General features: G+C 74.0%; 16 protein-coding genes and 1 pseudogene. 9 read left to right on the plus strand and 8 right to left on the minus strand.

The window, feature by feature from the left end:
- Positions 1 to 4 precede the first annotated feature (4 nt).
- From KIT14_22425 to mug, 4 genes and pseudogenes are all read left to right on the plus strand, one after another.
- The gene (locus tag KIT14_22425; GenBank protein ID MCW5893281.1) at positions 5 to 814 is read left to right on the plus strand and encodes a carbohydrate ABC transporter permease; all 810 of its coding nucleotides are present in this window, start codon (positions 5 to 7) and stop codon (positions 812 to 814) included.
- 205 nt (positions 815 to 1,019) lie between these two features.
- Positions 1,020 to 3,617: pseudogene (locus KIT14_22430) on the plus strand (hypothetical protein).
- Between the two features lie 667 nt (positions 3,618 to 4,284).
- A complete protein-coding gene (locus KIT14_22435; GenBank protein MCW5893282.1) occupies positions 4,285 to 7,602 on the plus strand; it encodes a discoidin domain-containing protein in 3,318 nt (1,105 codons plus the stop codon).
- Between the two features lie 77 nt (positions 7,603 to 7,679).
- On the plus strand, positions 7,680 to 8,213 hold the full coding sequence (gene mug / locus KIT14_22440; protein MCW5893283.1) for a G/U mismatch-specific DNA glycosylase: 534 nt from the start codon (positions 7,680 to 7,682) through the stop codon (positions 8,211 to 8,213).
- Positions 8,214 to 8,220: 7 nt separating this feature from the next.
- Here mug and KIT14_22445 read toward each other — a convergent pair whose 3' ends face one another.
- Positions 8,221 to 9,657 (minus strand): twin-arginine translocation signal domain-containing protein, encoded by a 1,437-nt coding sequence (locus tag KIT14_22445; GenBank protein MCW5893284.1) that lies wholly within the window; start codon positions 9,655 to 9,657, stop codon positions 8,221 to 8,223.
- A gap of 148 nt (positions 9,658 to 9,805) precedes the next feature.
- Between KIT14_22445 and KIT14_22450 the strand changes: the two genes are divergently transcribed.
- The 3 genes from KIT14_22450 to KIT14_22460 are packed head-to-tail and all read left to right on the plus strand — an operon-like array spanning position 9,806 to position 11,753.
- Positions 9,806 to 10,009 carry a hypothetical protein gene (locus KIT14_22450; protein MCW5893285.1) on the plus strand — a complete coding sequence of 68 codons (204 nt, stop codon included), beginning with the start codon at positions 9,806 to 9,808 and terminating at the stop codon, positions 10,007 to 10,009.
- Positions 10,009 to 10,548: a hypothetical protein gene (locus KIT14_22455; protein MCW5893286.1), complete on the plus strand. Its 540-nt coding sequence runs from the start codon at positions 10,009 to 10,011 to the stop codon at positions 10,546 to 10,548. The genes KIT14_22450 and KIT14_22455 overlap by 1 nt, the downstream gene beginning before the upstream one ends.
- Complete coding sequence (locus KIT14_22460) at positions 10,548 to 11,753, plus strand: DUF1343 domain-containing protein (protein ID MCW5893287.1); 1,206 nt, start codon at positions 10,548 to 10,550, stop codon at positions 11,751 to 11,753. The genes KIT14_22455 and KIT14_22460 overlap by 1 nt, the downstream gene beginning before the upstream one ends.
- 103 nt (positions 11,754 to 11,856) lie before the next feature.
- Here the strand turns inward: KIT14_22460 and KIT14_22465 are convergent, their stop codons facing one another.
- The 7 genes from KIT14_22465 to KIT14_22495 all read right to left on the minus strand — a co-directional run bounded on the left by KIT14_22465 (position 11,857) and on the right by KIT14_22495 (position 21,488).
- Positions 11,857 to 13,035, minus strand: a complete 1,179-nt coding sequence (locus KIT14_22465) for an acetyl-CoA C-acyltransferase (protein ID MCW5893288.1) — start codon at positions 13,033 to 13,035, stop codon at positions 11,857 to 11,859.
- A 98-nt stretch (positions 13,036 to 13,133) separates the two neighbouring features.
- Positions 13,134 to 14,954: an NAD(P)(+) transhydrogenase (Re/Si-specific) subunit beta gene (locus tag KIT14_22470; protein MCW5893289.1), complete on the minus strand. Its 1,821-nt coding sequence runs from the start codon at positions 14,952 to 14,954 to the stop codon at positions 13,134 to 13,136.
- Positions 14,951 to 16,105 (minus strand): Re/Si-specific NAD(P)(+) transhydrogenase subunit alpha, encoded by a 1,155-nt coding sequence (locus KIT14_22475; protein ID MCW5893290.1) that lies wholly within the window; start codon positions 16,103 to 16,105, stop codon positions 14,951 to 14,953. Before KIT14_22475 ends, KIT14_22470 begins: the two co-directional genes overlap by 4 nt.
- A gap of 117 nt (positions 16,106 to 16,222) precedes the next feature.
- A complete protein-coding gene (locus tag KIT14_22480) occupies positions 16,223 to 17,290 on the minus strand; it encodes an ABC transporter ATP-binding protein (GenBank protein ID MCW5893291.1) in 1,068 nt (355 codons plus the stop codon).
- Positions 17,290 to 18,429 carry a DUF3131 domain-containing protein gene (locus tag KIT14_22485; GenBank protein MCW5893292.1) on the minus strand — a complete coding sequence of 380 codons (1,140 nt, stop codon included), beginning with the start codon at positions 18,427 to 18,429 and terminating at the stop codon, positions 17,290 to 17,292. Before KIT14_22485 ends, KIT14_22480 begins: the two co-directional genes overlap by 1 nt.
- A 423-nt stretch (positions 18,430 to 18,852) precedes the next feature.
- On the minus strand, positions 18,853 to 20,088 hold the full coding sequence (locus KIT14_22490; protein MCW5893293.1) for an amidohydrolase family protein: 1,236 nt from the start codon (positions 20,086 to 20,088) through the stop codon (positions 18,853 to 18,855).
- Between the two features lie 20 nt (positions 20,089 to 20,108).
- Entirely contained in the window at positions 20,109 to 21,488 is a 1,380-nt protein-coding gene (locus KIT14_22495; protein MCW5893294.1) for an alkaline phosphatase D family protein, read from the minus strand.
- Positions 21,489 to 21,572: 84 nt separating this feature from the next.
- On the opposite strand from KIT14_22495, the gene KIT14_22500 reads away from it, so the two are divergent.
- Together KIT14_22500 and KIT14_22505 are read left to right on the plus strand one after the other, a co-directional pair.
- On the plus strand, positions 21,573 to 22,352 hold the full coding sequence (locus tag KIT14_22500; protein MCW5893295.1) for an alpha/beta fold hydrolase: 780 nt from the start codon (positions 21,573 to 21,575) through the stop codon (positions 22,350 to 22,352).
- Positions 22,353 to 22,505: 153 nt separating this feature from the next.
- Entirely contained in the window at positions 22,506 to 22,994 is a 489-nt protein-coding gene (locus KIT14_22505; GenBank protein ID MCW5893296.1) for a helix-turn-helix domain-containing protein, read from the plus strand.
- Positions 22,995 to 23,011 lie beyond the last annotated feature (17 nt).

Genomic DNA, 23,011 nt, shown 5'->3' on the forward strand with positions numbered 1-23,011 from the left:
CGGGATGGAGACCCTCGTCGTGCATGCCGTGCTCGTAGTGGCGGCGGCGCTGACGATGCTGCCGCTCCTGTGGATGGTGTCGGCGTCGTTCATGCCGGCGGGGGAGGCGACGGCCGTGCCGCTGCGCCTGTGGCCGAGCGCGCCGACGCTCGAGCACTACCGCGCGCTGTTCGCGCGCCTCGACCTGGGCCGGCATCTCGCGATCAGCGCCGGGCTCGCGGCCGCGACGACGGTCGTCGCCCTCGCGTGCAACACGCTCGCCGGCTACGCCTTCGCGAAGCTGCCGTTCCGCGGCCGCGACCGCCTCTTCGCGCTGCTCCTCGGCGCGCTCGTCGTGCCGGGGCAGGTGGCGATGCTGCCGCTCTTCCTCCAGCTCCGCGCGCTCGGCTGGATCGACACCTGGATCGGCGTGATGATCCCGAGCCTCGCCAGCGTCTTCGGCATCTTTCTCGTGCGCCAGTACGCGGCCGGGCTGCCGGACGGTGTCCTCGACGCCGCGCGCGTCGACGGCGCCGGCGAGCTGCGCGTCTTCACGCGCGTGGCGCTGCCGCTCTGCGCGCCGATCCTCGTGACGCTCGGCCTCGTCACCTTCATGGGCTCGTGGAACGACTTCCTGTGGCCGCTCATCGTGCTCGCCGACGAGGCGCGCTACACGCTGCCGGTAGCGCTCGCGAACCTCGTGGGCGAGCACGTGCAGGACACCGAGCTGGTGATGGCCGGCGCGGTCGTCACCGTCGTGCCGGTGGTGGCGCTCTTCCTGGTGCTCCAGCGGTGGTACGTGGCGGGCATCACGAGCGGGGGCGTCAAGGGCTGAGCCTCGAAGGAGGCGGTCGTGCGGCACCGGCCGAGGCCCCGGTCGGGGCCCGCCGGTGGCGGCGTCCGGGGGGGCGGATCGGGGCCGCCTCCCGGCCATTGGCGGCGGGATACCGCAAAGTCGTGGACAGGGACGCGTCGGATCTGGTTCCACCGCCCGCGAAGCCCCCGCGTCGGGGGCGACCGCGTCGCGGAGGGACATCGGGATGATGCGCAGGGTCGTCGCAGCGTGCGCCGCGTTGGTGCTGGGCGCCGGCGCCGGGCACGCCGCCAGCTTCACGAACTTCGAGACCGGCCACGTACGCCCGCTCGCCATCAGCCCGGGCGGCGAGTGGCTGTTCGCCGTCAACACGCCGGACGCGCGCCTCGCCGTCTACGCCCTCACGGCGGGCGGCGCGACGCTGGTGGCCGAGGTGCCCGTCGGCCTCGAGCCGGTGGCGGTGGCGTCGCGCGTGAACGGGGCAGGGCGCACCGAGGCGTGGGTGGTGAACCAGCTGTCGGACAGCGTGAGCATCGTCGAGCTCGATCCCGCCGACGTCGGCCGGTCCCACGTGAGGCGCACGCTGCTCGTCGGCGACGAGCCGCGCGACGTCGTCTTCGCCGGCCCCGGCCGCGGTCGCGCGTTCATCACCGCCGCGCACCGCGGCCAGAACCGGCCCGGCGACCCGGAGCTCACCACCGAAGGCGTCGGCCGCGCCGACGTGTGGACGTTCGACGCCGACGATCCCGGCCCCGGCCTCGGCGGCACCCCCCTCTCGATCATCCAGCTCTTCGGCGACACGCCGCGCGCGCTCGCGGTCAGCCCCGACGGCGGCACGGTCTATGCGGCCGTGTTCCAGTCCGGCAACCGCACCACGACGCTGCTCCAGCGCGTCGTCTCGCCGAACGGCGGCCTGCCGCCGCCGCCGCCGGGCGCGACGCCCGGCTGGCCCGAGGTCGGGCTCATCGTGCAGCGCCAGGGTGCGCGCTGGGTCGACGAGCTCGACCGCGACTGGGCCGCGCTGCTGGCGTTCTCGCTGCCCGACTACGACGTCTTCCGCATCGCCGCCGGCGCGAACCCGCCGGCGGCCCTCGGCAACGAGACGGCGACCAGCGGCGTCGGCACGATCCTCTTCAACATGGCCGTGCGCCCGACCACGGGCACGCTGTTCGTCTCGAACACCGAGGCGCGCAACGCCGTCCGCTTCGAGCCGATCCTGCGCGGCCATCTCACCGAGAGCCGCATCAGCGTCGTCTCCGGGCAGAGCGTGACGCCGGTGCACCTGAACCCGCACGTGAGCTACGGCGTCGCGCCGGGGCCGGCGGCCGAGATCGCGCAGAGCCTCGCCTTCCCGACCGACATGGCCTTCTCGCCCGACGGCGCGACCCTCTACGTCGCGGCGCTGGGCTCGGCCGCCGTCGCCGCCGTCGACGCGGCGGCGCTCGAGGCCGGTACCCTCGTGCGCACGCTGATCCCGGTCGGCGACGGCCCGAGCGGGCTCGCGCTCGACGCGGCCCGCGACCGGCTCTTCGTCATGAACCGCATCGGCCACGGCATCTCGGTGGTCACCAACCTGAGCGATCCGCGCCGGCGGGCGGAGACGGCGCGCCTCGCGCTGCCGTACGACCCGTCGCCGGCGTCGACGAAGCGCGGCCGCCGCCTGCTCTACGACGCCGCCGCCACGTCCGCCCACGGCGACAACGCCTGCGCGAGCTGCCACGTCTTCGGCGACTTCGACTCGCTGGCCTGGGACCTCGGCGACCCCTTCGGCCCGGTCGTGGCGAACAAGAACCCGATGGTCCCCGGCATCACGGCGCGTCCCGTCCATCCGATGAAGGGACCGATGGCGACGCAGAGCCTGCGCGGCCTCGCGGTCGCCGGCGCGATGCACTGGCGCGGCGATCGCACCGGGGCGGGCGTGCCCGGCAGCGATACCTTCGACGTGGCGGAGGCGCTGCGTCAGTTCAACCCGGCCTTCGAGACGTTGCTCGGCCGCGCCGCGGCGCTGAGCGACCAGCAATTCCAGGCCTTCGCCGACTTCGTGCTGTCGATCGAGTACCCGCCGAGCCCGATCCGCGCGCTCGACGGCTCGCTCACGCCGGCGCAGCAGGCCGGCCACGACTTCTACACGACGGCCTTCTCGGACGGGCCGCGGACGTGCAACTTCTGTCACGCGCTGCCGCTCGGCACGAGCCGCATCTCGGCGAACGACGGCGAGCCGCAGGACTTCAAGATCCCGCACCTGCGCAACGCGTACGCGAAGGTGGGCATGTTCGGCCTGCCGCCGAGCCCGGGAAATCCGGGCGTCGTCTTCGGGGACCAGGTGCGCGGCGTCGGCTTCCTGCACAACGGCGGCGTGGCGACCGTCTTCCAGTTCCTCAATGCGCCGCGCTTCAGCTTCGGCGCCGATCCCAACACCAACCGCCGCAACGTCGAGCAGTTCATCCTGAGCCTCGACACCGGCCTCGCCGCGGTCGTTGGGCAGCAGGTGACGGTCGGCGCCGGTCCCGACGCCGGGACGACCGGCCGCCTGGCGTTGCTCCTCGCCCGTGCCGACGCCGGCGCCTGCGACGTCGTCGTGAAGGGCGTCGTCGACGGCGAGGTGCGCGGCGGCCTCTACGCCGGCGGCGGCTCCTTCGTCTTCGACCGCGCGGCCGACGCGCCCCGCACGACGGCGGCGCTGGTCGCGCTCGCCGCCGTCGCCGGGCAGGCGCAGACGTTCACCGCGGTGCCGCCGGGCAGCGGCATCCGCGCCGGCATCGACCGCGACCAGGACGGCGTCCTCGACCGCGACGAGCTCGACGCGGGCACCCTGCCGACGGACGCGACGAGCTTTCCGGGTGGCCCCACCTTCGCGCGCATCCAGACGACGAAGCTGGAGCTGCGGGACCGCACGACGCCGCCGTCTCCGGGCAAGCGCAAGCTGACCTTCGTCGCCAAGACCGCGCGCGACGTGCCGGGGCAGCGCATCGTCATGCCGGCGCGGGGCGGCGCCGGCGATCCGACGCTCCACGGCGCGACCCTCGTCGTCTACGGCGCGGCGGGCAGCGCCGAGGTGGCGACGATGCCGCTCGCCGCCGGCCGCTGGAGCGTTGCCGGCTCGGCGGCGAACCCGACCTACAGCTATCGCGGCGCCAAGGGCGATCCCGTCACGCGCGTCAGCCTGCGGGCGGACAGCCTGACGGTGAAGGGCGGCGGCGCCGCGTTCGGCTACTCGCTCGACGAGCCGCGCCAGGGGCGCGTCGCCGTCCGCCTGGCGGTCGGCGGGACGACCGTGCTGTGCGCCGAGGCCCCGGCCCGGACGAAGGGCCAGCCGCCGAGCACGGCGAAGTACGACACCGTCGACCGCTTCACCGCGGCCCCGAAGACGCCGGCGCCCCCGGCGTGTGCGCAGCTGCCGGTGCCGGGCTGACGCAGGCCCGGCTCTGGTGCAGCTCGCGGGCGCATGGAACCATGCGCCCTGGTCCGTGGGAGCGCTGGAGCCTAGAGGGGTGGGACGGTGGGCTGGAGGACTGATCGCCGGGATCTCGGCCCTGGTGCTCGGCCTGGCGGTCGGGCCGGCTCCCGTGGCGCATGCCGCCGAGCCGGTCGTCCTCGACACCTTCGACGTCGCGGCCGGCTGGACGGCCGCCGCGTCGCCCGGCACGAAGACGGCGCTCACCTGGGAGCGCGACGACGAGGGCACGGCGCTGCGCCTCGACTACGATCTGGCGAACGCCTCGGGCTTCGTCATCCTGCGCCACGAGGTCGGCCGCGAGCTGCCCGAGAACTTCGCCTTCCGCTTCCGCCTGCGCGGCCAGGCGCCGCGCGGCACGTTCGAGTTCAAGCTCGTCGATCGGCGCGGCAACGTCTGGTGGCGGCGCATGCCGGGCTTCGCCTTCCCGCGCACCTGGCAGGCCATGGTCATCCGCCGTTCGCGGCTGACGCATGCCTGGGGCCCGGACGCCGACGGCGGGCCGCGCGAGGTGGCGGCGATCGAGATCGCCGTCAGCGGCGGCGAGCCGGGACCGGGGACGCTCTGGCTCGACGACGTCGTGCTCGAAGCGCGCGAGCCGATCGCCGCCGACGCCGCGCCGCCGCAGGTGACCGCGTCGAGCGCGCGACCGGGCTTCGACGCGGCGCACGTCGTCGACGGCATGCCGGCGAGCGCCTGGAAGAGCGCGCCCGACGACGCCACCGCGTCGCTGACGCTCGACTTCGGCCGCAACCGCGAGCTGGGCGGCCTCGTGATCGACTGGGACGCGACCGACTACGCCGTCGCCTACACGGTCGAGACGTCGCACGACGGCGCGACCTGGACGCCGGCGTTCCGCACCGACACCGGCAAGGGCAACCGCGCCTGGATCTACATGCCCGACACCGAGGCGCGCTGGATCCGGCTCGACCTCGAGCGCAGCAGCCGCGGCCGCGGCTTCGGCATCGCCAACGTCGCGGTGAAGCCGGTGGAGTTCTCCGACTCGCCGAACGCCTTCTTCTCGGCGATCGCCTACGATTCGCCGCCCGGGCTGTATCCGAAGTACCTCCTCGGCAAGCAGACCTACTGGACGGTGGTGGGTGTCGACGGCGGCGTGCAGGAGGCGCTGGTCAACGAGGAGGGCATGGTCGAGATCGACCGCGCCTTCTCGATCGAGCCCTTCCTCTACACGCGCGGCCGGCTCGTCACCTGGCACGACGCCGATATCTGGCAGGAGCAGGAGGGTGGGGCGCTTCCGGTCGTCGTGTGGCGCCACGAGGGCCTGCGCCTGCGGCTCACGGCGTTCGCGTCGGGGCCGCCGGAGTGGCCGACGCTCTACGTGCGCTACCGGATCGACAGCCGCGGCGGGGCCCGCGAGCAGGTGAAGCTCTTCCTCGCGATCCGCCCGTTCCAGGTGCTGCCGCCGTGGCAGGCGCTCAACATGCAGGGCGGCGTGGCGCAGATCCGCGAGCTCGGCTTCGACGGCCAGGTGGTCCGCGTCGACCAGGCGCGCTCGATCGTGCCCCTGACGCGCCCGAGCAGCTTCGGGGCCGCGACCTTCGAGGACGGCGCCGTCCCCGAGTACCTCGTCCTCGGCGTGCCGCCGGCCGACCAGGAGGTCACCGATCCGTTCGGCTTCGCGTCGGGCGCGCTCGAGTTCACGCTGCGGCTCGAGCCGGGGAAGCCCGGCGAGGTCGCGATCGCGGTGCCGCTGCACGCGGGCGGCGACGGGGTGCCGCCCGCGGTCGACGCGAAGCAGGTCGCGGCCGAGCAGGAGGCGGTCACGCGCCAGTGGACGCGGCTCCTCGGCCGCACGGAGGTGTCGCTGCCGGCGGCGGCGGAGGCGCTGACGCGCACGCTGCGCTCGACCATCGCGTACACGCTCGTCAACCGCGACCGGGCGGCGCTCCAGCCGGGCTCGCGCACCTACGCGCGCTCGTGGATCCGCGACGGCGCGATGGAGTCCGAGGCGCTGCTGCAGATGGGCTTCACGCAGGAGGTGCGCGACTTCCTGCGCTGGTATGCGACGTTCCAGGCGCCGAGCGGCGCGGTGCCCTGCTGCGTCGACGCCCGCGGCCCGGACTGGACGCCCGAGAACGACAGCGAGGGCGCGTTCATCTACGCCCTCGCCGAGTACTACCGCTACACCCGCGACGCCGGCTTCGTGCACGACCTCTGGCCGCACGTGCAGCGGGCCGTCGCGCGCATCGCGGCGCTGCGCGCCGAGCGCATGGGGGCGGCCTGGCGCGAGCCCGACCGGCGCGCGTACTTCGGCCTGCTGCCGGAGTCGATCAGCCACGAGGGCTACTCGGGGCACCCGGTGCACGCCTACTGGGACGACTTCTTCGCGCTGCGCGGCCTGAAGGACGCGGCGGCGCTCGCAGTCGTGGTCGGCGACGACGAGGCGGCCACCGCGTACGCGCGGCTGCGCGACGACTTCCGTGAGACGCTGCTCGCGTCGCTCGCGGCGACGATGGCGATGCACCAGATCACGTACCTCCCGGGCTCGGTCGAGCTCGGCGACTTCGACCCGACCTCGACGAGCATCGCGATCGTGCCCGGCGGCGAGCTCGAGCGGCTGCCGCCCGACGCCGTGCGCGCCACCTACGACCGCTACTGGGGCGAGATCGAGACGCGGCTCGACGGCACCTGGAGCGGGCAGGCGTACTCGCCCTACGAGCTGCGCAACGTCGCCGCGTTCGTGCGCCTCGGCCAGCGCGAGCGCGCGCACGCGCTGCTCGACTACCTCATGGCCGATCGGCGCCCGGCGGCGTGGAATCAATGGGCGGAGGTCGTCTGGCTCGACCGCGACCTGCCGCGCTTCATCGGCGACATGCCGCACACGTGGGTCGGCGCCGGCTTCGTGCAGGCGGTGCGCAATCTGCTCGCGTACGAGCGCGAAGCCGACCAGGCGCTCGTGCTCGCGGCGGGCGTGAAGCCCGAGTGGCTCGCGGCCGAGGGCGGCGTCGCCGTGCGCCGGCTGCCGACCCACTGGGGCATCCTCAACTACGCCATCCGCGCCGACGGGCCGGACGTCGTGCGCCTGCGGGTCTCGGGCGATCTCGTCGTCCCGCCCGGGAAGATCGTGGTGCCGTCACCGCTGCCGCGGCCGATCGTCGCCGTCACCGTCAACGGCATCCCGGTGGAGAACCCGGATGCGGCCACCGTGCGCCTCGACGCGTCGCCGGCCGACGTCGAGATCTGGTACGGCGCAGCGCCGCGCGCGGCCGCGCCGCCGCCGTCCGCGCGTGACGCATCCGCGGCGCCGGCGGCGCTGGCGCCGATCGGCACGGACGGGGAGCCATCCGAGTCCGGCCCGAACGATGCCTCCGCCCCGGCGGAGCCGGCACCGTGAGCACGCGGGCCGGCCGGGCCGCCGTGCGTCGCCCCCGCTGCCCGGGGCCGGGACGGCATCCGCGTCCCGATCGGGCGATGCTCGAGGCCGCGCGCGACTGGACGGTGCGCGACGTCGTCGGGCCGGGTCTGCGCGTGCTCTTCGTCGGCATCAATCCCGGCCTCTACACCGGCGCCACGGGTCATCACTTCGCGCGACCCGGCAATCGCTTCTGGCCGACGCTGCACCGCGCCGGCTTCACGCCGCGGCTCTATGCGCCGTGCGAGGCGGCGACGCTGCCGGCGCTCGGGCTCGGGGTCACGAACCTCGTCATGCGCACGACCGCGACCGCCGCGGAGCTGACGCCGGAGGAGCTGCGCGCGGGCGGGAAGCGCCTCGCGCGGCTGGTGACGCGCATGCGGCCGCGGTGGGTCGCGTTCCTCGGACTCGACGCCTACCGCGTCGCCTTCGGCCGCAGGACGGCGCGCGTCGGCGAGCAGCCCGAGACGCTGGGCCCGGCGCGGGTGTGGCTGCTGCCAAACCCGAGCGGGCTCAACGCCTCGTGGCAGGCGCCCGCCCTGGCGCAGGCCTTCGCGGCCCTGCGCCGGGCGGCGTTCGCGGACGACGCCTGAGCCGGGCTCAGCGGCCCGGGAGCCAGTTGCCGATCCGGTAGCCCTGGCTCGCGACCCAGTCGACGCCGCGCTCGAAATCGCTGGGTGGGAGCGCCGCCCGCGCCGCGAGCGTCGCCGCCGCCTCCGAGCCGCAGCCCGGCGAGCTGCCCGGGTCGACGGGGCCGGTGTCGAAGTCGAAGTCCGGCGCCGTCGGGCTCAAGGTCTGGGCGATGTTCTTCGCGTGCCGGTCGCGCTCGGTGAGATAGACCGGGTCGCGGCGGCTACCGACGCCGTCCGCCCGGGTGCCGAGGAAGCGCCACTCGATGAAGCGCAGGATCGAGGTGTGGTCGTAGACCCGATGGTCGACGAAGTTGCGCCGCGCGAACGGCGAGATGAGCCGGGTCGGCACGCGGAAGCCGGCCTGCGAGAAGTCGTTCTGATCGTCGCGGCGATTGGCGCGGTCGTCGCGCAGCCGCGGCGGCGCGACGTGATCGAAGAAGCCGCCCCACTCGTCGTAGGTGAGGATGAACGCGCCCGAGCGCCAGTGCGGCGACTCCACGAACGCCTTCACGAACTGCTGCACGAGACGCTGGCCGTCGCGCACGTCGCCGTGCGGATGCTCGTCGCTCTGGAACTCGCCGAGGAAGCCCGGATCGAGGAAGACCACGCGCGGCAGGCGTCCCGCGGCCGCGTCCTCGAAGTAGTTGGCGATCGGGCTCGCGATCGGCGCCAGGCGCGGGCCGAAGAGCGCCACGAAGGGCAGGTCGACGTAGTAGTAGCGCGCCGGCACCCCGGCGGCCGCGAGCCGATCCCAGATCGTCGCCCACGGGAAGCCGTTGGGATAGCCGACCTCGAACGGGAAGGCGTTGTTCTTGAGCCCGCCGGACTGCGCCGAGTGCAGGTACTCGCGGTTCGGATAGGTGGGGCCGAGGACCGAGCAGTGGTAGCGGTCGAAGGTGGTGAAGCGCCGCGTGAGCGCACCGTAGAAGGGCAGGTCGCTCTCGCGGTACCAGCCGAGCGCGAACTCGTCGTTGCCGCTGCCGGTGGCGAGGAAGCCGCCGTCGCGCTGCGCGCGCCCGGCGTTCCAGCCGTGGCCGGGATCGCGGAATCCGCATCCGCGCCAGGGCTGCGCGAGCTCGCTCAGCATGGGGTAGGTCGCGACCCGCGTCCCGTTCGCACGGGCGTAGGTCTGGGTCGTGCTGCCGTCGACCCGGAAGCGTTTGCCCCATAGGCTGCGGCCGGTCTCGAGGTAGGTCTCGTCGGTGGCGAGCCAGCCCATGTAGTGGTCGAACGATCGGTTCTCCATCATGCAGACCACGATGGTGTCGATCGGGGCCGCTGCGGCGGGCCGGTCGAGGATGCTGCCGCCGGGCAGCCGCTTCGCATCGGCGTCGTCGGGACGGGTACCGATCATGCTCGCCGCACCGAGGACGGCGGCGGTGCGCAGGAAGTCGCGTCGCTTCATGAAGTCTCCCCCTGTGGCGCCGGAAGATCGCGCACGCGCCGGCGCCGAGGCAAGACGAAAAACGCGGTCGCGACGAATTGCCATGGACTTGCAACCCGAGCGTCGACGCGCGAGGCATGCGCAAACTCCTCGCGGGTGGAGGTGAGCGATGGACGTGCTGCGCACCCCGGACGCGCGCTTCGCGGCGCCGGCGGACTTCGCCGCGCTCCGGCGTCGGGACCGGGCCTGGGGCGAGGCGTGGGCGGGCCTCGCGCCCGGTGCGACGCTCGACCGCATCGCCGGCGCGAGCCGCTGCCTCCAGGAGGACGCCGGCGCCGAGCCGGCGGCGACGATCCGCCGCCGGCTCGGCTGATGCGCGATCTCGTCCCCTTCCCCGGCGACGTCGCATTCGCCGCCCTGCGCGTACGCGCCGGCGCCCGCCGCGCCGGCGGCGTCCTGCGCTGCGTCTGGAAGCTCGACGGCGCGCGCGCCGGGCTGCACCTGCCGCCGCCGTCGGCCGTCCCGCGGCGCGCCGACCGCCTGTGGGAGGAGACCTGCTGCGAGGCCTTCGTCGCGCCCGCTGCCGGCGCCGCCTACTGGGAGCTCAACCTGGCGCCGTCGGGCGACTGGAACCTCTACCGCTTCTCCGGCTATCGGGAGGACATGCGGTGGGAGGAGCGGGTGGCGGGGCTCGTCGATGTCGCCACGACGACGACGGCCGACGGCTGGCGCCTCGAGGCCGGCATCGACCTGCAGGCGTTGCCCGAGCTGGCGGCGGCGCCGCTCGAGGTGGGGCTGAGCGTCGTGCTCGCCGGTGCCGGCCGCTCCTTCCGCGCCCTGGCGCATCCGGCGGCGCGTGCGGACTTCCACGACCGCGCGGCGTTCATGCTGCGCCTCGGGGCGGCGGCGTGATGCGGCTCGGCATCGACCGCCTGCTCGCCGATCCCGCGCTCCGCCGCCCGCTCGCCGGGCGTCGTCTGGCGCTGCTCGCGCATCCCGCGTCGATGACGCGCGGCTTCCAGCACGCCGTCGACGCGCTGATGGCGTGCCCCGACACGCCCCTCGCCGCCGCCTTCGGCCCGCAGCACGGCATGCGCGGCGAGAAGCAGGACAACATGCAGGAGACGGACGACTACGTGGACCCGCGCCACGGCATCCCCGTCTTCAGCCTCTACGGCAGCGTGCGCCGGCCGACGCCGGCGATGCTGGACGCGTTCGACGTGCTGCTGGTCGACGTGCAGGACGTCGGCACCCGCATCTACACCTTCCTCACCACGCTGCTCTACGTCCTCGAGGCGGCGGCGCAGGCGGGGAAGGCGGTGTGGGTGCTCGACCGCCCGAACCCGGCGGGCCGGCCGGTCGAGGGCACGCGGCTGCGTCCCGGCTGGGAGAGCTTCGTCGGCGCGGGGCCGCTGCCGATGCGACACGGGCTGACGCTGGGCGAGGCCGCGGAGTGGTTCCGGCGCACCCGCAACCTCGACGTCGACCTCACCGTGGTGGCGATGGAGGGCTGGGACCCGACCGCCGGCCCGGGCTTCGGCTGGCCCCTCGGCGAGCTGGCCTGGGTCAACCCGAGCCCGAACGCCGCCTCGCCGAGCATGCCGCGCGTCTTCCCCGGGACCGTGCTGCTCGAAGGGACGGAGCTGTCCGAGGGTCGCGGCACGACGCGGCCGCTCGAGCTCTTCGGCGCCCCCGACCTCGACGTGGCGGCGCTGCTCGCGACCATGGAGCGTCTCGCGCCGGTGTGGCTGCGCGGCTGCCGCCTGCGCCCGTGCTTCTTCATGCCGACCTTCCACAAGCACGCGGGGCAGGTGTGCGCCGGCCTCCAGGTGCACGTCGACGATCCCGGCTACGACCACGCGGTCTTCCGCCCGTATCGGCTGGTGGCGCTCTTCCTGAAGGCGATCCGCACCTGGCGGCCCGACTACGCGCTCTGGCGCGACTTCGCCTACGAGTACGATCCGCGGCTGCCGATCGACGTCATCGACGGCGGGCCCGGGCTGCGCACCTGGGTCGACGATCCGGCGGCGACCGCCATCGACTTCGACGCCGCCTGCGCCGCCGACGAGACCGCGTGGGCTCTCGAGCGCCTGACGCTGCTGCGCTACCCGGCGTAGCCGCGCGCCGGCGCGGGGTCGCAGGTGCTCCTCGCGCCCTCGGCGGCGCGCACCTTCCGGCGCGCCGTCTCCGGCGTGGAGGGGAGCACGATCGGGGTCGTCGTCAGGCGCGCTCCAGGTAGGCGGCGGTCGCCATGCCGCCGGCCGTGCAGACGCCGACCACCGCGCGCCGCCCGCCGCGGCGGGCCAGCTCGAGCAGCGTCGAGCCGACGTAGCGGATGCCGGACATCCCGTAGGGGTGACCGAGCGGTATGGCGCCGCCGTTCACGTTGGTGCGCTCCCAGGGCGTGTCGAGCCGGGCCTGGTTGTAGAGCGTCGTCACCGCGTAGGCCTCGTGCAGCTCCCACAGGTCGACGTCGGCCGTCGCCAGGCGGTGGTGGGCGAGCAGCCGGCGGACGGCGGGCGTGATCGCGATGCTCATCTCCTCGGGTGCGACGCCCGCGAGCTGCATGCCGCGGAAGAGCCCCAGGATCGGCCGCCGCCGCCGCGCGGCCTGGCCGGCGTCCATGAGGACGAGCGCCGCGGCGCCGTCGGAGAGCTGTGAGGCGTTGCCGGCGGTGGTGGTGCCGCCCTCGTATACCGGCCTCAGCGCCGCCAGCTTCTCGAGCGTGGTGTCGGGGCGCGGGCCCTCGTCGCGGTCGAGCGTCACCTCGCGGCGCATGGTGCCGCCGGTGGCCTCGTCGGTCACCTCCATCGTCGTGGTGAAGGGGACGATCTCCTCGGCGAAGTATCCCGCGGCCGCCGCGTCGGCGACGCGCTGCTGGCTGCGCACCACGTAGGCGTCCTGCGCCGCGCGGCTGATGCCGTACTTCTGCGCCACGAAGTCGGCGGTCTGGTTCATGGTCCACCAGACGGCCGGCATGCGCAGCTGGAGCGGCTCGTAGAAGAAGCCGTGCATGTCGAGGTCGAACTGCACCATGCTGATGCTCTCGACCCCGGCCGCGATGGCGACCGACAGCTCGCCGGCCGCGATCCGCGCGGCCGCGATCGACACCGCGCTGATCCCCGAGCCGCAGTAGCGGTTGATCGTCATGCCCGGCACCGCGACGCCGAAGCCCGCGTCGAGCGCGGCATTGCGCGCGACGTTGTGTCCGGTGGCGCCCTCGGGCAGGCCGCAGCCGACGACCACGTCCTCGACCTCGCCGGCCTCGATGCCGGCGCGCGCGGCCGCGTGGCGCAGCACGTGCGCCGTCAGCGGGATGCCGTGGGTGGCGTTCAGGGCGCCGCGGCGGGCACGCGCGATGCCGGTGCGACAGTACGAGACGACGGCGACGTCGGGCATGCGCCACCCGTAGCGGGCGGCGGGGTTGAGACAATGGGGGCGGCGCCTCTCGGCCGGGGTCCGCCCTCAGGCCGTGGCGCCGGTGCGTCCCGCCCGCGTCAGAGCAGCGACTTCATCTCGCTGATCAGCTTGGTGATGCTGTCCTTCGCGTCGCCGAACAGCATGAGGCACTTCTCGTCGTAGTAGAGCTCGTTGTCGACGCCGGCGAAGCCGGGGCGCATGGAGCGCTTCAGCACGATGATCGACTTGGCGCGGTCGACCTCGAGGATCGGCATGCCGTAGAGCGGGCTCGCCTTGTTGGTGCGCGCGGCGGGGTTGGTCACGTCGTTCGCGCCGACGACGAGGACGATGTCGGCCTCGGGGAACGACGGGTTGATCGCCTCCATCTCGACCAGCTGGTCGTAGGGGACGTTCGCCTCGGCGAGGAGCACGTTCATGTGGCCGGGCATGCGCCCGGCGACCGGGTGGATCGCGTAGCGCACCGTGGCGCCGCGCTCGCGCAGGATGTTGCCGAGCTCGGCGACCGCGTGCTGCGCCTGGGCGACGGCCATGCCGTAGCCGGGCACCACGACGACGTTCTGCGCCGTTTCGAAGAGCACGGCCGTCTCGTCGGCGGTGATGCTGCGCACGGTGCCCTTCGACTCGGCCGCGGCGGCGACGTCGTCCTCCGACACCGAGCCGAACGCGCCGAAGAGCACGTTCGCGGCCGAGCGGTTCATCGCGCGGCACATGAGCAGCGCCAGGAGGAAGCCGGACGTGCCGTCGAGCGATCCCGTGATGATCTGGATCTTGTTCGACAGCATGAAGCCCATGGCGGCATCGGCGAGGCCGCCGTAGGAGTTGAGGAGCGCGATGACGACGGGCATGTCGGCCGCGCCGATCGGCACCACGAGCAGGATGCCGAAGACGAACGCCAGCGCCACCATCACGTAGAAGAACGGCGTCGCCGCCTGCGTGTAGACGAGCCAGCCGGCCGAGCCGACGATGATCGCCAGCAGGGTCATGCTGATGAGGTTCTGGCCTTTGTAGGTGATCGGCCGGCCCTGCATGATCTCCTGGAGCTTGGCCGCGGCGATGAGGCTGCCCGTGAAGGTGAGGCCGCCGACCACGACCTCGAACGACAGCGCCGTCAGCGTCACGCGATCGAGCGCGCCCTGGAAGCGGAAGTACTCCGACACGCCGACGAGACACGCGGCGAGCGCGCCCAGCGAGTGCGAGATCGCCGTGCGTTGCGGCACGGCGGTCATCGGGATGCTGAGGCCCATCCAGGCGCCGATCACCGTGCCGATCGCGAGCCCGATGACGATCCAGGTGTAGGTGACGATGTGCTCGTGGAAGAGCGTACCGACGACGGCGAGCAGCATGCCGAGCGCGGCCAGCGCGATGCCGGAGCGCGCCCACTTCGGCGAGCTGAGGCCCTTCAGGCCGAGCACGAACATCGCGGCCGAGGCGATGTAGGCGTAGCGCAGCGCCTCGGGGGCGACGTGATGATGGAGGTAGTCTCCCATCGTCATGTCGGTGGGCCGCGTCCAGTAGAGGATGGCGGCGATGCTGCCGAAGAGCGCGACCACGAACGCGAACGCCTGCAGCTCGACCGGCCGTTTGACGCCGCGGGCGCGCTCCTCGGCCGTCTTGAACATGCGCAGCATGCGGTCGGTGATGAGGAAGCCGCCGACCGCGTTGGTCGACGAGCAGGCGACGGCGATGAAGCCGAGCAGCGTGCAGATCCAGCCGTTCTCGACGTCGCTGTAGTCGCCGCCGGCGACGACCAGCGAGCCGACCAGCGAGATGGCGGCGATCGCGTTGGTCGCCGACATGAGCGGCGTGTGCAGCAGCGGGGGGACCCGCGTGATGATGTGGTAGCCGAGGAACCCGGCCAGCATGAAGATGTAGAGGCCGACTTCGAGATCGGTCGTCATGCCGACGCCCCCGCCGCGGCGGCTGCCGCCTGGTTCGTGATCGCGCCGGCGTGCGTGATGCAGGCGCCCCGGAGGACCTCGTCCTCGAAGTCGAGCGCGAGCGCCCCGTCCTTCACCAGCTCGCGCAGCAGCTCGGTGACGTTGCGGGCATAGAGCTGGCTCGCATGGACGGGCATCGTCGCGGGCAGATTCGTCGGCCCGTGGATGGTGACGCCGTGGACGACGACCGTCTCGTCGGCCTCGGTGAGCTCGCAGTTGCCGCCGGCCTCGGCGGCGAGGTCGACGATGACCGAGCCGGGGCGCATCGCGGCGACGCTCGCGGCGGGCACGAGCCGCGGGGCGGCGCGGCCGGGCACCAGCGCGGTCGTCACCACGACGTCGAAGTCGGCGATCTTCGCGGCCAGCTGCTGCTGCTGGCGCTGCGCGGCGTCGGCCGACAGCGCCGTCGCGTAGCCGCCCTTGTCCTCGGCGTCGGCGACGCCGATGTCGAAGGCCAGGAACTTCGCCCCGAGGCTCTCGACCTGCTCGGCCGCCGCCGCGCGCACGTCGTAGCCCCAGACCTGGGCGCCGAGCCGGCGCGCCGTCGCGATCGCCTGCAGCCCCGCGACGCCGGCGCCGAGCACCAGCACGCGCGCCGCGAAGACGGTGCCCGCCGCCGTCATCAGCATGGGGAAGAACTTCGGCAGCGAGGCGGCGGCGATCAGCACGGCCTTGTAGCCGGCGAGGTTCGCCTGCGACGACAGCGCGTCCATCTTCTGCGCGCGGCTGATGCGCGGGATCGCCTCCATGCCGAAGCTCGTGATGCGGCGGGCGGCGAGCGTGCGGATCAGCTCGGGGCTGGTCAGCGCCTGGAGGAAGGCGATCAGCACGCAGCCCTCGGGCAGCTGCTCCGCTTCGGCCGCGGTCGGCTTCTGGACCTTCACCACCACCGTGGCGCCGGCCAGCGTCGCGGCGGCGTCGGGGGCGATGGTGGCGCCGGCCTTCTCGTACGCCGCGTCGGCATGGGCGGCGCCGTCGCCGGCGCCGCGCTCCACCACGACGGCGAGCCCGAGCTTCACGAGAGCGGCGACGGCGTCCGGCGTCAACGCGACGCGGCGTTCGCCCGCGGCGGTCTCGCGAGGGACCGCGATGGTGAGGGAGCCTCGTTGCATGGCTGGCGCGCATACCAGGAGCAGGCCCGTCCACGGAAGGAGGTCGACGGGTCTGTGCCCTGTGCGAGGGTGGCCCGCTCGGGGAGGGTCGGGCGCCACGGCGCGCGCGTCGGCGGATCAGCGCGCGAGGCGACCGTCGGCGTCGAACAGGTGGATCGCCTCCGGCGCGGCCGCGAGCCCGACGCGCTGCCCGGGCGCGAGCGCCGGCATGCCGGCGAGGCGGGCCACGAGCGGCGTCCCGAGCTCGGGGACGCGCACGTGCACCAGCGTCTCGTGACCGAGGCTCTCGACGTAGGCGACCTCGCCCGCGACCGCGTCACGGGCGTCCGCCGCCGCGAGCGCCAGCCCCTCCGGTCGCACGCCGGCGGTCCAGCCCTCGCCCGCGGCGGGGGGCGCCGCGGCCAGCGGCAGGCGTCCGCTGCCGACGCGCAGGCCGCCCTCCATCAGGCGGGCGGGGAAGAGGTTCATGGGCGGGTTGCCGATGAAGCCCGCGACCATGACGTTCGCCGGCGCGGTGTAGAGCTCGCGCGGCCGCGCCACCTGCTGGACGCGGCCCTTGTCCATCACCGCCACGCGGTGGCCGAGCGTCATCGCCTCGACCTGGTCGTGCGTGACGTAGAGCATCGTCGTGCGCGTGCGCGCCTGGAGCTCCTGGATCTCGGCCCGCACGGCGCTGCGCAGCCGCGGATCGAGGTTCGAGAGCGGCTCGTCGAACAGCGACGCGGCCGGCTCGCGCACGAGCGCGCGGCCCATGGCGACGCGCTGGCGCTGGCCGCCCGAGAGCTGCTTCGGCAGGCGGTCGAGGAGCGGGCCGATGTCGAGCAGCGCCGCGACGCGCTCGACCTTCGCCGCCACCTCGGCGTGCGGCAGCCGCCGCATGCGCAGCGGGAAGCCCAGGTTCTTGCGCGCCGTCATGTGCGGATAGAGCGCGTAGTCCTGGAACACCATGGCGACGTTGCGCTCCTGCGGCGGTACGTCGTCGACCACCCGGTCGCCGAGGCGGATCGTGCCGGCGGTCGCCGTCTCGAGGCCGGCGACGAGGCGCAGGATCGTCGACTTGCCGCAGCCCGACGGACCGACCAGCACCAGCAGCTCGGCGTCGCCGACGTCGAGCGAGACGTCGGCGATCGCGCGCGTGCCGCCGGGGAACGTCTTGTCGACGTGCTCGAGCGCGACGCGGGCCATCAGTCGAAGAAGTCCTCGGCGGCGAGGACGGGGAGCGCGGCCTGTACGACGGGGTCGGCGGCGAAGCGCGCGCGCACGCAGCCGCCGCAGAGGTGGTTCGCGAGGGCGATGAACGTCATCGCCTGGTCGAGCACGAGCCAGCTCCTCGCGACCGCGCCCGTCGCGGGATCGACGGCGTCGTAGAAGCCGAAGTCGCCGTAGGCGTCCCAGGTGGTGGCGATCGTGCGCAGCGCGGCGAGGGCGGCGGCGGGCTCGACGGCCGTGGCGAGGGCGAGCGCGTGCGGCGTCACGACGCCTCCCTGGTAGCCGATCATGCCCAGCGCGCGCACGCCGTACTCGCCATAGCCCGCGCCGTCGGGGCGCAGGCTCGGCGAGGCGCCCCACACGCGGGCGTCGGGCGGCCCGAGGAGGCTGCGGCGCTGCACGGCGACGTGCGCGCGCGCGTTGGCGCCGAGGCTCTTCGGCGCCAGCGCGGGCTCGTCCAGGACCAGCGTCGGCATGAGCGCCTCGAACATGCTGCCGCCCCACGACGGCACGTAGGCGCCGCCGCCGTCCTCGTAGTGGCCGCCGAAGAACGTGGTGCCGCGTACCGTCTTCTCGCGCCGGTCGTGCGGCGCCTGCGTCTGCCACGTGCAGGCCGCGGGGTAGGTGCGCGTCATGCGGAACCAGTGCGACTCGGGGGCGTCGCCCTTGCCGATCGCGAGCACGCTGCCGAGCCGCGACTCGGCGTACAGCACGCCGTAATGGTAGCGCGACGGGCCCGGCGGGCTCACCCACCAGCCGTGGTACATGAGGCCGGTGGCGGGATCGTAGAAGCGTCGCCAGTCTCCCTGCGCGATCAGCGCCGAGGCGCGCGCGGCGAGATCGGGAAAGGCCTGGCGCACGAGGATCAGGCCGGTCGTGAGCCAGGCGGTGTCGACGAACGACAGGAGGTTGCTCGTGCGCTCGAGCGTCGTGGTGTCGTAGTAGTTGTAGAAGAGCCCGGCATGGGTCTCGAGCCGCTCGAGCGTCGAGAGCAGCGTGCGCAGCCGCGCCCGCGCGCCGTCCGGCGTCACGAGCCCGAGATCGGTCGCGCCGACGAGGGCGACCATCCACAGCCCCACCGTGGTGACGTTGGTGTAGTCGCCGACCGGCGGCACGCCGGCGTCCGCCGGCGCGAGATGGACGTGGTCGATCGGCAGGCCGTGCGCGCGATCGACGAGCGCCGCGAGGCCGCGCCAGGTGTCCTCGGCGACGCGGCGCGCGAAGGCCGGCGTCGTCCGCGGGCAGCGTGCGGCGGCATACAGCGGCCGCGCGCTGGCCAGCCCGCAGGCGCGCGCGCACCAGTGGCCGCGCCGCCAGCTCGCCGCCGACCGACGCCTCCCAGGCCTTCTTGCGCTCCGGCACGACGACGACCGTGGCCGCCGGCTCGGCGATGCCGCCGACGACGTTCTCGCCGATGGCGCAGCCGTCCGCGGTACGGCCGCTCGACACGGGCCGGCAGGCCGCGAGCGCGGCCACGACGACGAGGGTCGCGGCGGCCGCGGCACCGAGCGGCGTGCGACGCGGCATGCGCGGCGCCGTCACCCGTCCTGCCGCACGAGGACGTCGCCGCCGCGCATGACGAGCGCGATGCGCTCGCCCTGGCCGCCGAGGACGCCGAGGTCGCGCAGCGGGTCGCCGTCGACGACGAGGAGGTCGGCGAGCGCTCCCGGCTTCACGACGCCGAGCGTGCCGGGCCGCTGCAGGAGCGCGGCGTTCACCACGGTCGCCGAGCGGAGGACGTCGATCGGCGCCATCACCTGGGCGCGGATGGCGAGCTCGTCCGATTGGAAGGCGTGCGTCTCGCCGAGGAGATCGGTGCCGAAGCCGATCGGCACGCCGGCGCGCGCCGCGATCTCGAGCGAGCCGAGCCCGTGCTCGGCGACGTCGCGCACCTTCGCGAGCCCGGTGGCCGGGAAGCCGAGCGCCGCGCCCAGCTCGACGATCTTCCGATAGGTGACGAGGGTCGGCACGAGGAACGCCTCGTGCTCGGCCATGAGGCGCGCGGTCGCCGCGTCGAGCAGGTTGCCGTGCTCGATCGAGCGCACGCCGGCGCGCACGGCGCGCGCGATCGCCTCGGGCGTGTAGGCATGGGCGCAGACGTACGTTCGCCAGCTCCGCGCCTCGGCCACCGCCGCGGCCATCTCCTCGGGCGAGAACTGGAGCACCCAGATCGGGTCGTGGGGCGACGCGACGCCGCCCGAGGCCATGAGCTTCAGCTGCCGTGCGCCGCGGCGCAGCTCCTCGCGCGCCGCGCGGCGGACGGCGTCGGCGCCGTCGACGACGTGCGCGAAGGCGCTCGAATGGATCGCGCAGGCGCAGAGGTGCGGATGGTCGTCGAGCGGGCGGAAGTCGCCGTGGCCGCCGGTCTGGCTGAGGACGCGGCCGGAGTGGAAGACGCGCGGCCCGCGGATCAGCCCGTTCTCGATCGCGCGCACGAGGCCGTGGTCGGCGCCGCCGGTGTCGCGCACGGTCGTGAAGCCGCGCCGGAGCATGCTCTCCAGGATGACGCGCGCTTCCTGTGCGACGAGCATGAGCGGCCGGCGCGCCATGGCGCCGATGTCCATCGTCGTGAGGGTGACGTGGACGTGCGCGTCGATCAGGCCGGGCATGAGCGTGCGGCCGCGCACGTCGATGCGCCGCGCGCCGGACGCCGTGATCGGCACGTCGGAGACCTCGCGGATGCGCTCGCCCTCGACGAGGACGGCCGTGCCGGGCCGCAGGACGCCGGCCTCGACGTCGAGCAGCGTCGCGTTCTCGAACAGCGTCGTGCCCATGCGAGGCTCCCGATAGCGCGCTAGCGGCTGCAGCGCGAGCACACCGGCTCGAGCGCGAGGGCCCAGCGCGTGGCGCCGGTGCCGTCGATGATCTCGGCCGCGAGGCGGCCGCCCGCGTCGACGTCGAGGATGCCGAAGTTGAACCAGCGCATCGCCTCGTCGAACGAGCGCACGGCGTCGGGCGACGCCGGGCCGAGGAAGAAGAGGCGCTCGGGACGGGTCGTCTCGTCGAGCGCGTCGCGCGGGAAGATGCCGGCGGTGATCGGTCCGCTCGCCAGCTCGAGGACCGTGAAGGAGACGTCGTCGGCGAACGGGCGGTGGCGCAGGACCGTCGCGAAGTGGATGTCGGTGGTGATCCAGACGAGGTTGCGCACGCGGGCGTCCTTCCAGCCGCCGAGCAGGCTCAGCAGCTCGGGCTGGAACGCGCCGCCGGCCCAGCCGTCGCGTGCGCCGTCGCGCCCGGTCGGGACGGCGATGGGGACGCTCGAGACGACCACCTTCCAGGTGGCGTCGCTGGCGGCGACGGCGCGCGCGAGCCAGGCCCGCTGCGCGGCGCCGAGCATGGAAGCGGGCGGCGGCGTCGTGTTGGGGGCGCGCTGCGAGCGCAGGTCGAGGACGAACAGCTCGAGGTGGCGGCCCCAGCGTGCGCTGCGCCACGGCGTGTCCGCGGGCTGCGGGTTCCAGTCCGCGGCGGCGCGCGTGGCGTCGGCGAGGAGCGGGTGCCCGGCGTCCGCGTCGTCGGCGATGTCGTGGTCGTCCTGCACGGCGATCCAGGCGGCGGCGCCGCGCAGGCGCTGGAGGTGGGGGTCGTCCAGGTTGTAGCGCCAGTGCGCGCGGAAGCCGTCCAGGTCGGTCGCCGGCGGCGGACCCGGGCGCTGCGCGTTGCCGTAGCGGCCGCGCGCCAGGCAGGCGTCGTCGGCGTAGATCATGTCGCCGAGGCCGACGACGACGTCGGGACGCTCGGCCGCCACCGCCTCCAGCGCCGGATAGCCGCGCGCGCGGTCGGCGCAGACGTTCTGCCCGCCGAGGTCGCCGAGCCAGGCGAGGCGGACCCGCTGCGACGCGGTGGCCTCCGGCGCGGTCGTGAACGGGCGCACGACGACGCGGCCGGAACGCCCCCGGGCATCTTCGCAGTGGACGCGCAGCAGGTGGGGCGTCGCCGCCGTCAGGCCCGTGAGCGTGACGGTCGCGGCCTGATCGCCGCTCGCGTCGACCGCCGCCGTCACCGGGGGCGCGCCGTCGCGCGCGACGACGAGCCGTCCCGGCGTCGCGCACCGCGCCCAGACCCGCGCGCCGGTCGCGCCTACCTCGCCGACGGTGACGCCGTGCGTGATCGCCGGTCCCGCCGCTCGCGCAACGGAGGCGGCGAGGACGGCGGCGAGGGCGGCGGCGCGACGCATGCCTCCGCTGTATCGCTGGACCGGCCCGCGGCTCAACCGGCGCGCCGTCGAAGCGTCCCGGTGTGCGTGCTAGGTCGGACGCCGATGGGCGTGCGGCTCCACGTCGATGCGGACGGCGCGGGGACGCCGATCGTTCTCGCGCACGGGTTCGGCGGCAGCGCGCGCAACTGGAACCCGCAGGTACGCGCCTTCCGCGCCGTCGCATACGTGGCCCGCTACGACGCACGCGGTCATGCGCGCAGCGAAGCCCCCGACGACGCGGCGGCGTACACGCCCGAGACCTTCGTCGACGATCTGCGCGCCGTGGTCGACGGCGCCGGCGTCGATCGCGCCGTCGTCGGCGGGCTCTCGATGGGCGCGGCGACGGCCCTGCGCTTCGCGCTCGCGTATCCGGCGCGGGTGCGGGCGCTCGTCCTGGCGTCGTATCCGTCGGGCCCCACGTGGCCGACGGGCTTCACGGCGATCGCCGAGCGCTTCGCCGATGCGATCGAGCGCGACGGCCTCGAGGCGGCGGGTGCGCATTTCGTCTGGGGGCCCGACTCGGGGCTCGACGAGCGCGGCGCGCGCCTCGTGCGGCTGGGCTTTCTCGAACACCCGCCGCACGGTCTCGTACACACGCTGCGCGGCGTGATCGCGCGGCAGCCGTCGGTCGAGACGATCGCCGCCCTTTCGTCGGTGTCGGCTCCGACTTTGGTCGTAGCCGGGAAAGGCGACGCTGCCTCCCTGGCACCTTCGCATGCACTCGCCTCGCGGATACCGCGCGCGCGACTCGTCGTGGTTCCCGACGCTGGCCACGTCGTGAACCTCGCCAACCCGGCCGCGTTCGACGCCGCCATGGCGGCGTTACTCCGTGAGGTGCCGTGAGAACCCGAAGGCCGCGCGGTTGGAGGAACGGGAACCGCGGTTCCTTCCATGCACCGCTCGGATCCAGACGGAGCGCGGACATTCGCGTCCGCGTCGCGGGGCACAGCAGTTGCATACTACGTATCGACAGTGCAGGTCCCCAGGCTTCCATTGATGGACCCGAACGCGAAGCGACCCGATTGGGCAGGCTGGATCCGGCAGGCAGGGACGCAGGTCCGGCGCGCACGTGAGTTCCTCGGGTTGTCGCAGGAGCAGATCGCTCGGCTGGCCGGCGTGAGCCAGGGTGCGGTGAGCCGCGTCGAGGCAGGACGCGGCATGGCCACGCCGGTGCTCACCTTCCTGAAGCTCCAGCTGGTGATCACGCGAGCGCTGCGACAGATCGATCCCGAGCTGCTCACCGACGACGTGCGCGCCATCCTCGATGCGGCGACGCTCGTGTCGCCACCCGTCGAGGAGATGGGCTCACGCCTGTTCCCGCTGCTGCGTGATCCGGGAGTGGAGCGCATCATCCGCGTCTACCAGAGTCTCCCGGAGCGCGAGCGACAGGGCTTCCTGTCGGTGCTCGATGCCGCCGCCAACTCGTTCTCGCAGGGCATCGGCGGCGGACACGGCTCGCAGAGCGTGCCCGGCTCGCAGCGCTGAGCGGTCGGAGCTTCGTC

This window comes from bacterium, from assembly GCA_026129405.1.
Taxonomy (GTDB): domain Bacteria; phylum Desulfobacterota; class Binatia; order DP-6; family DP-6; genus JAHCID01.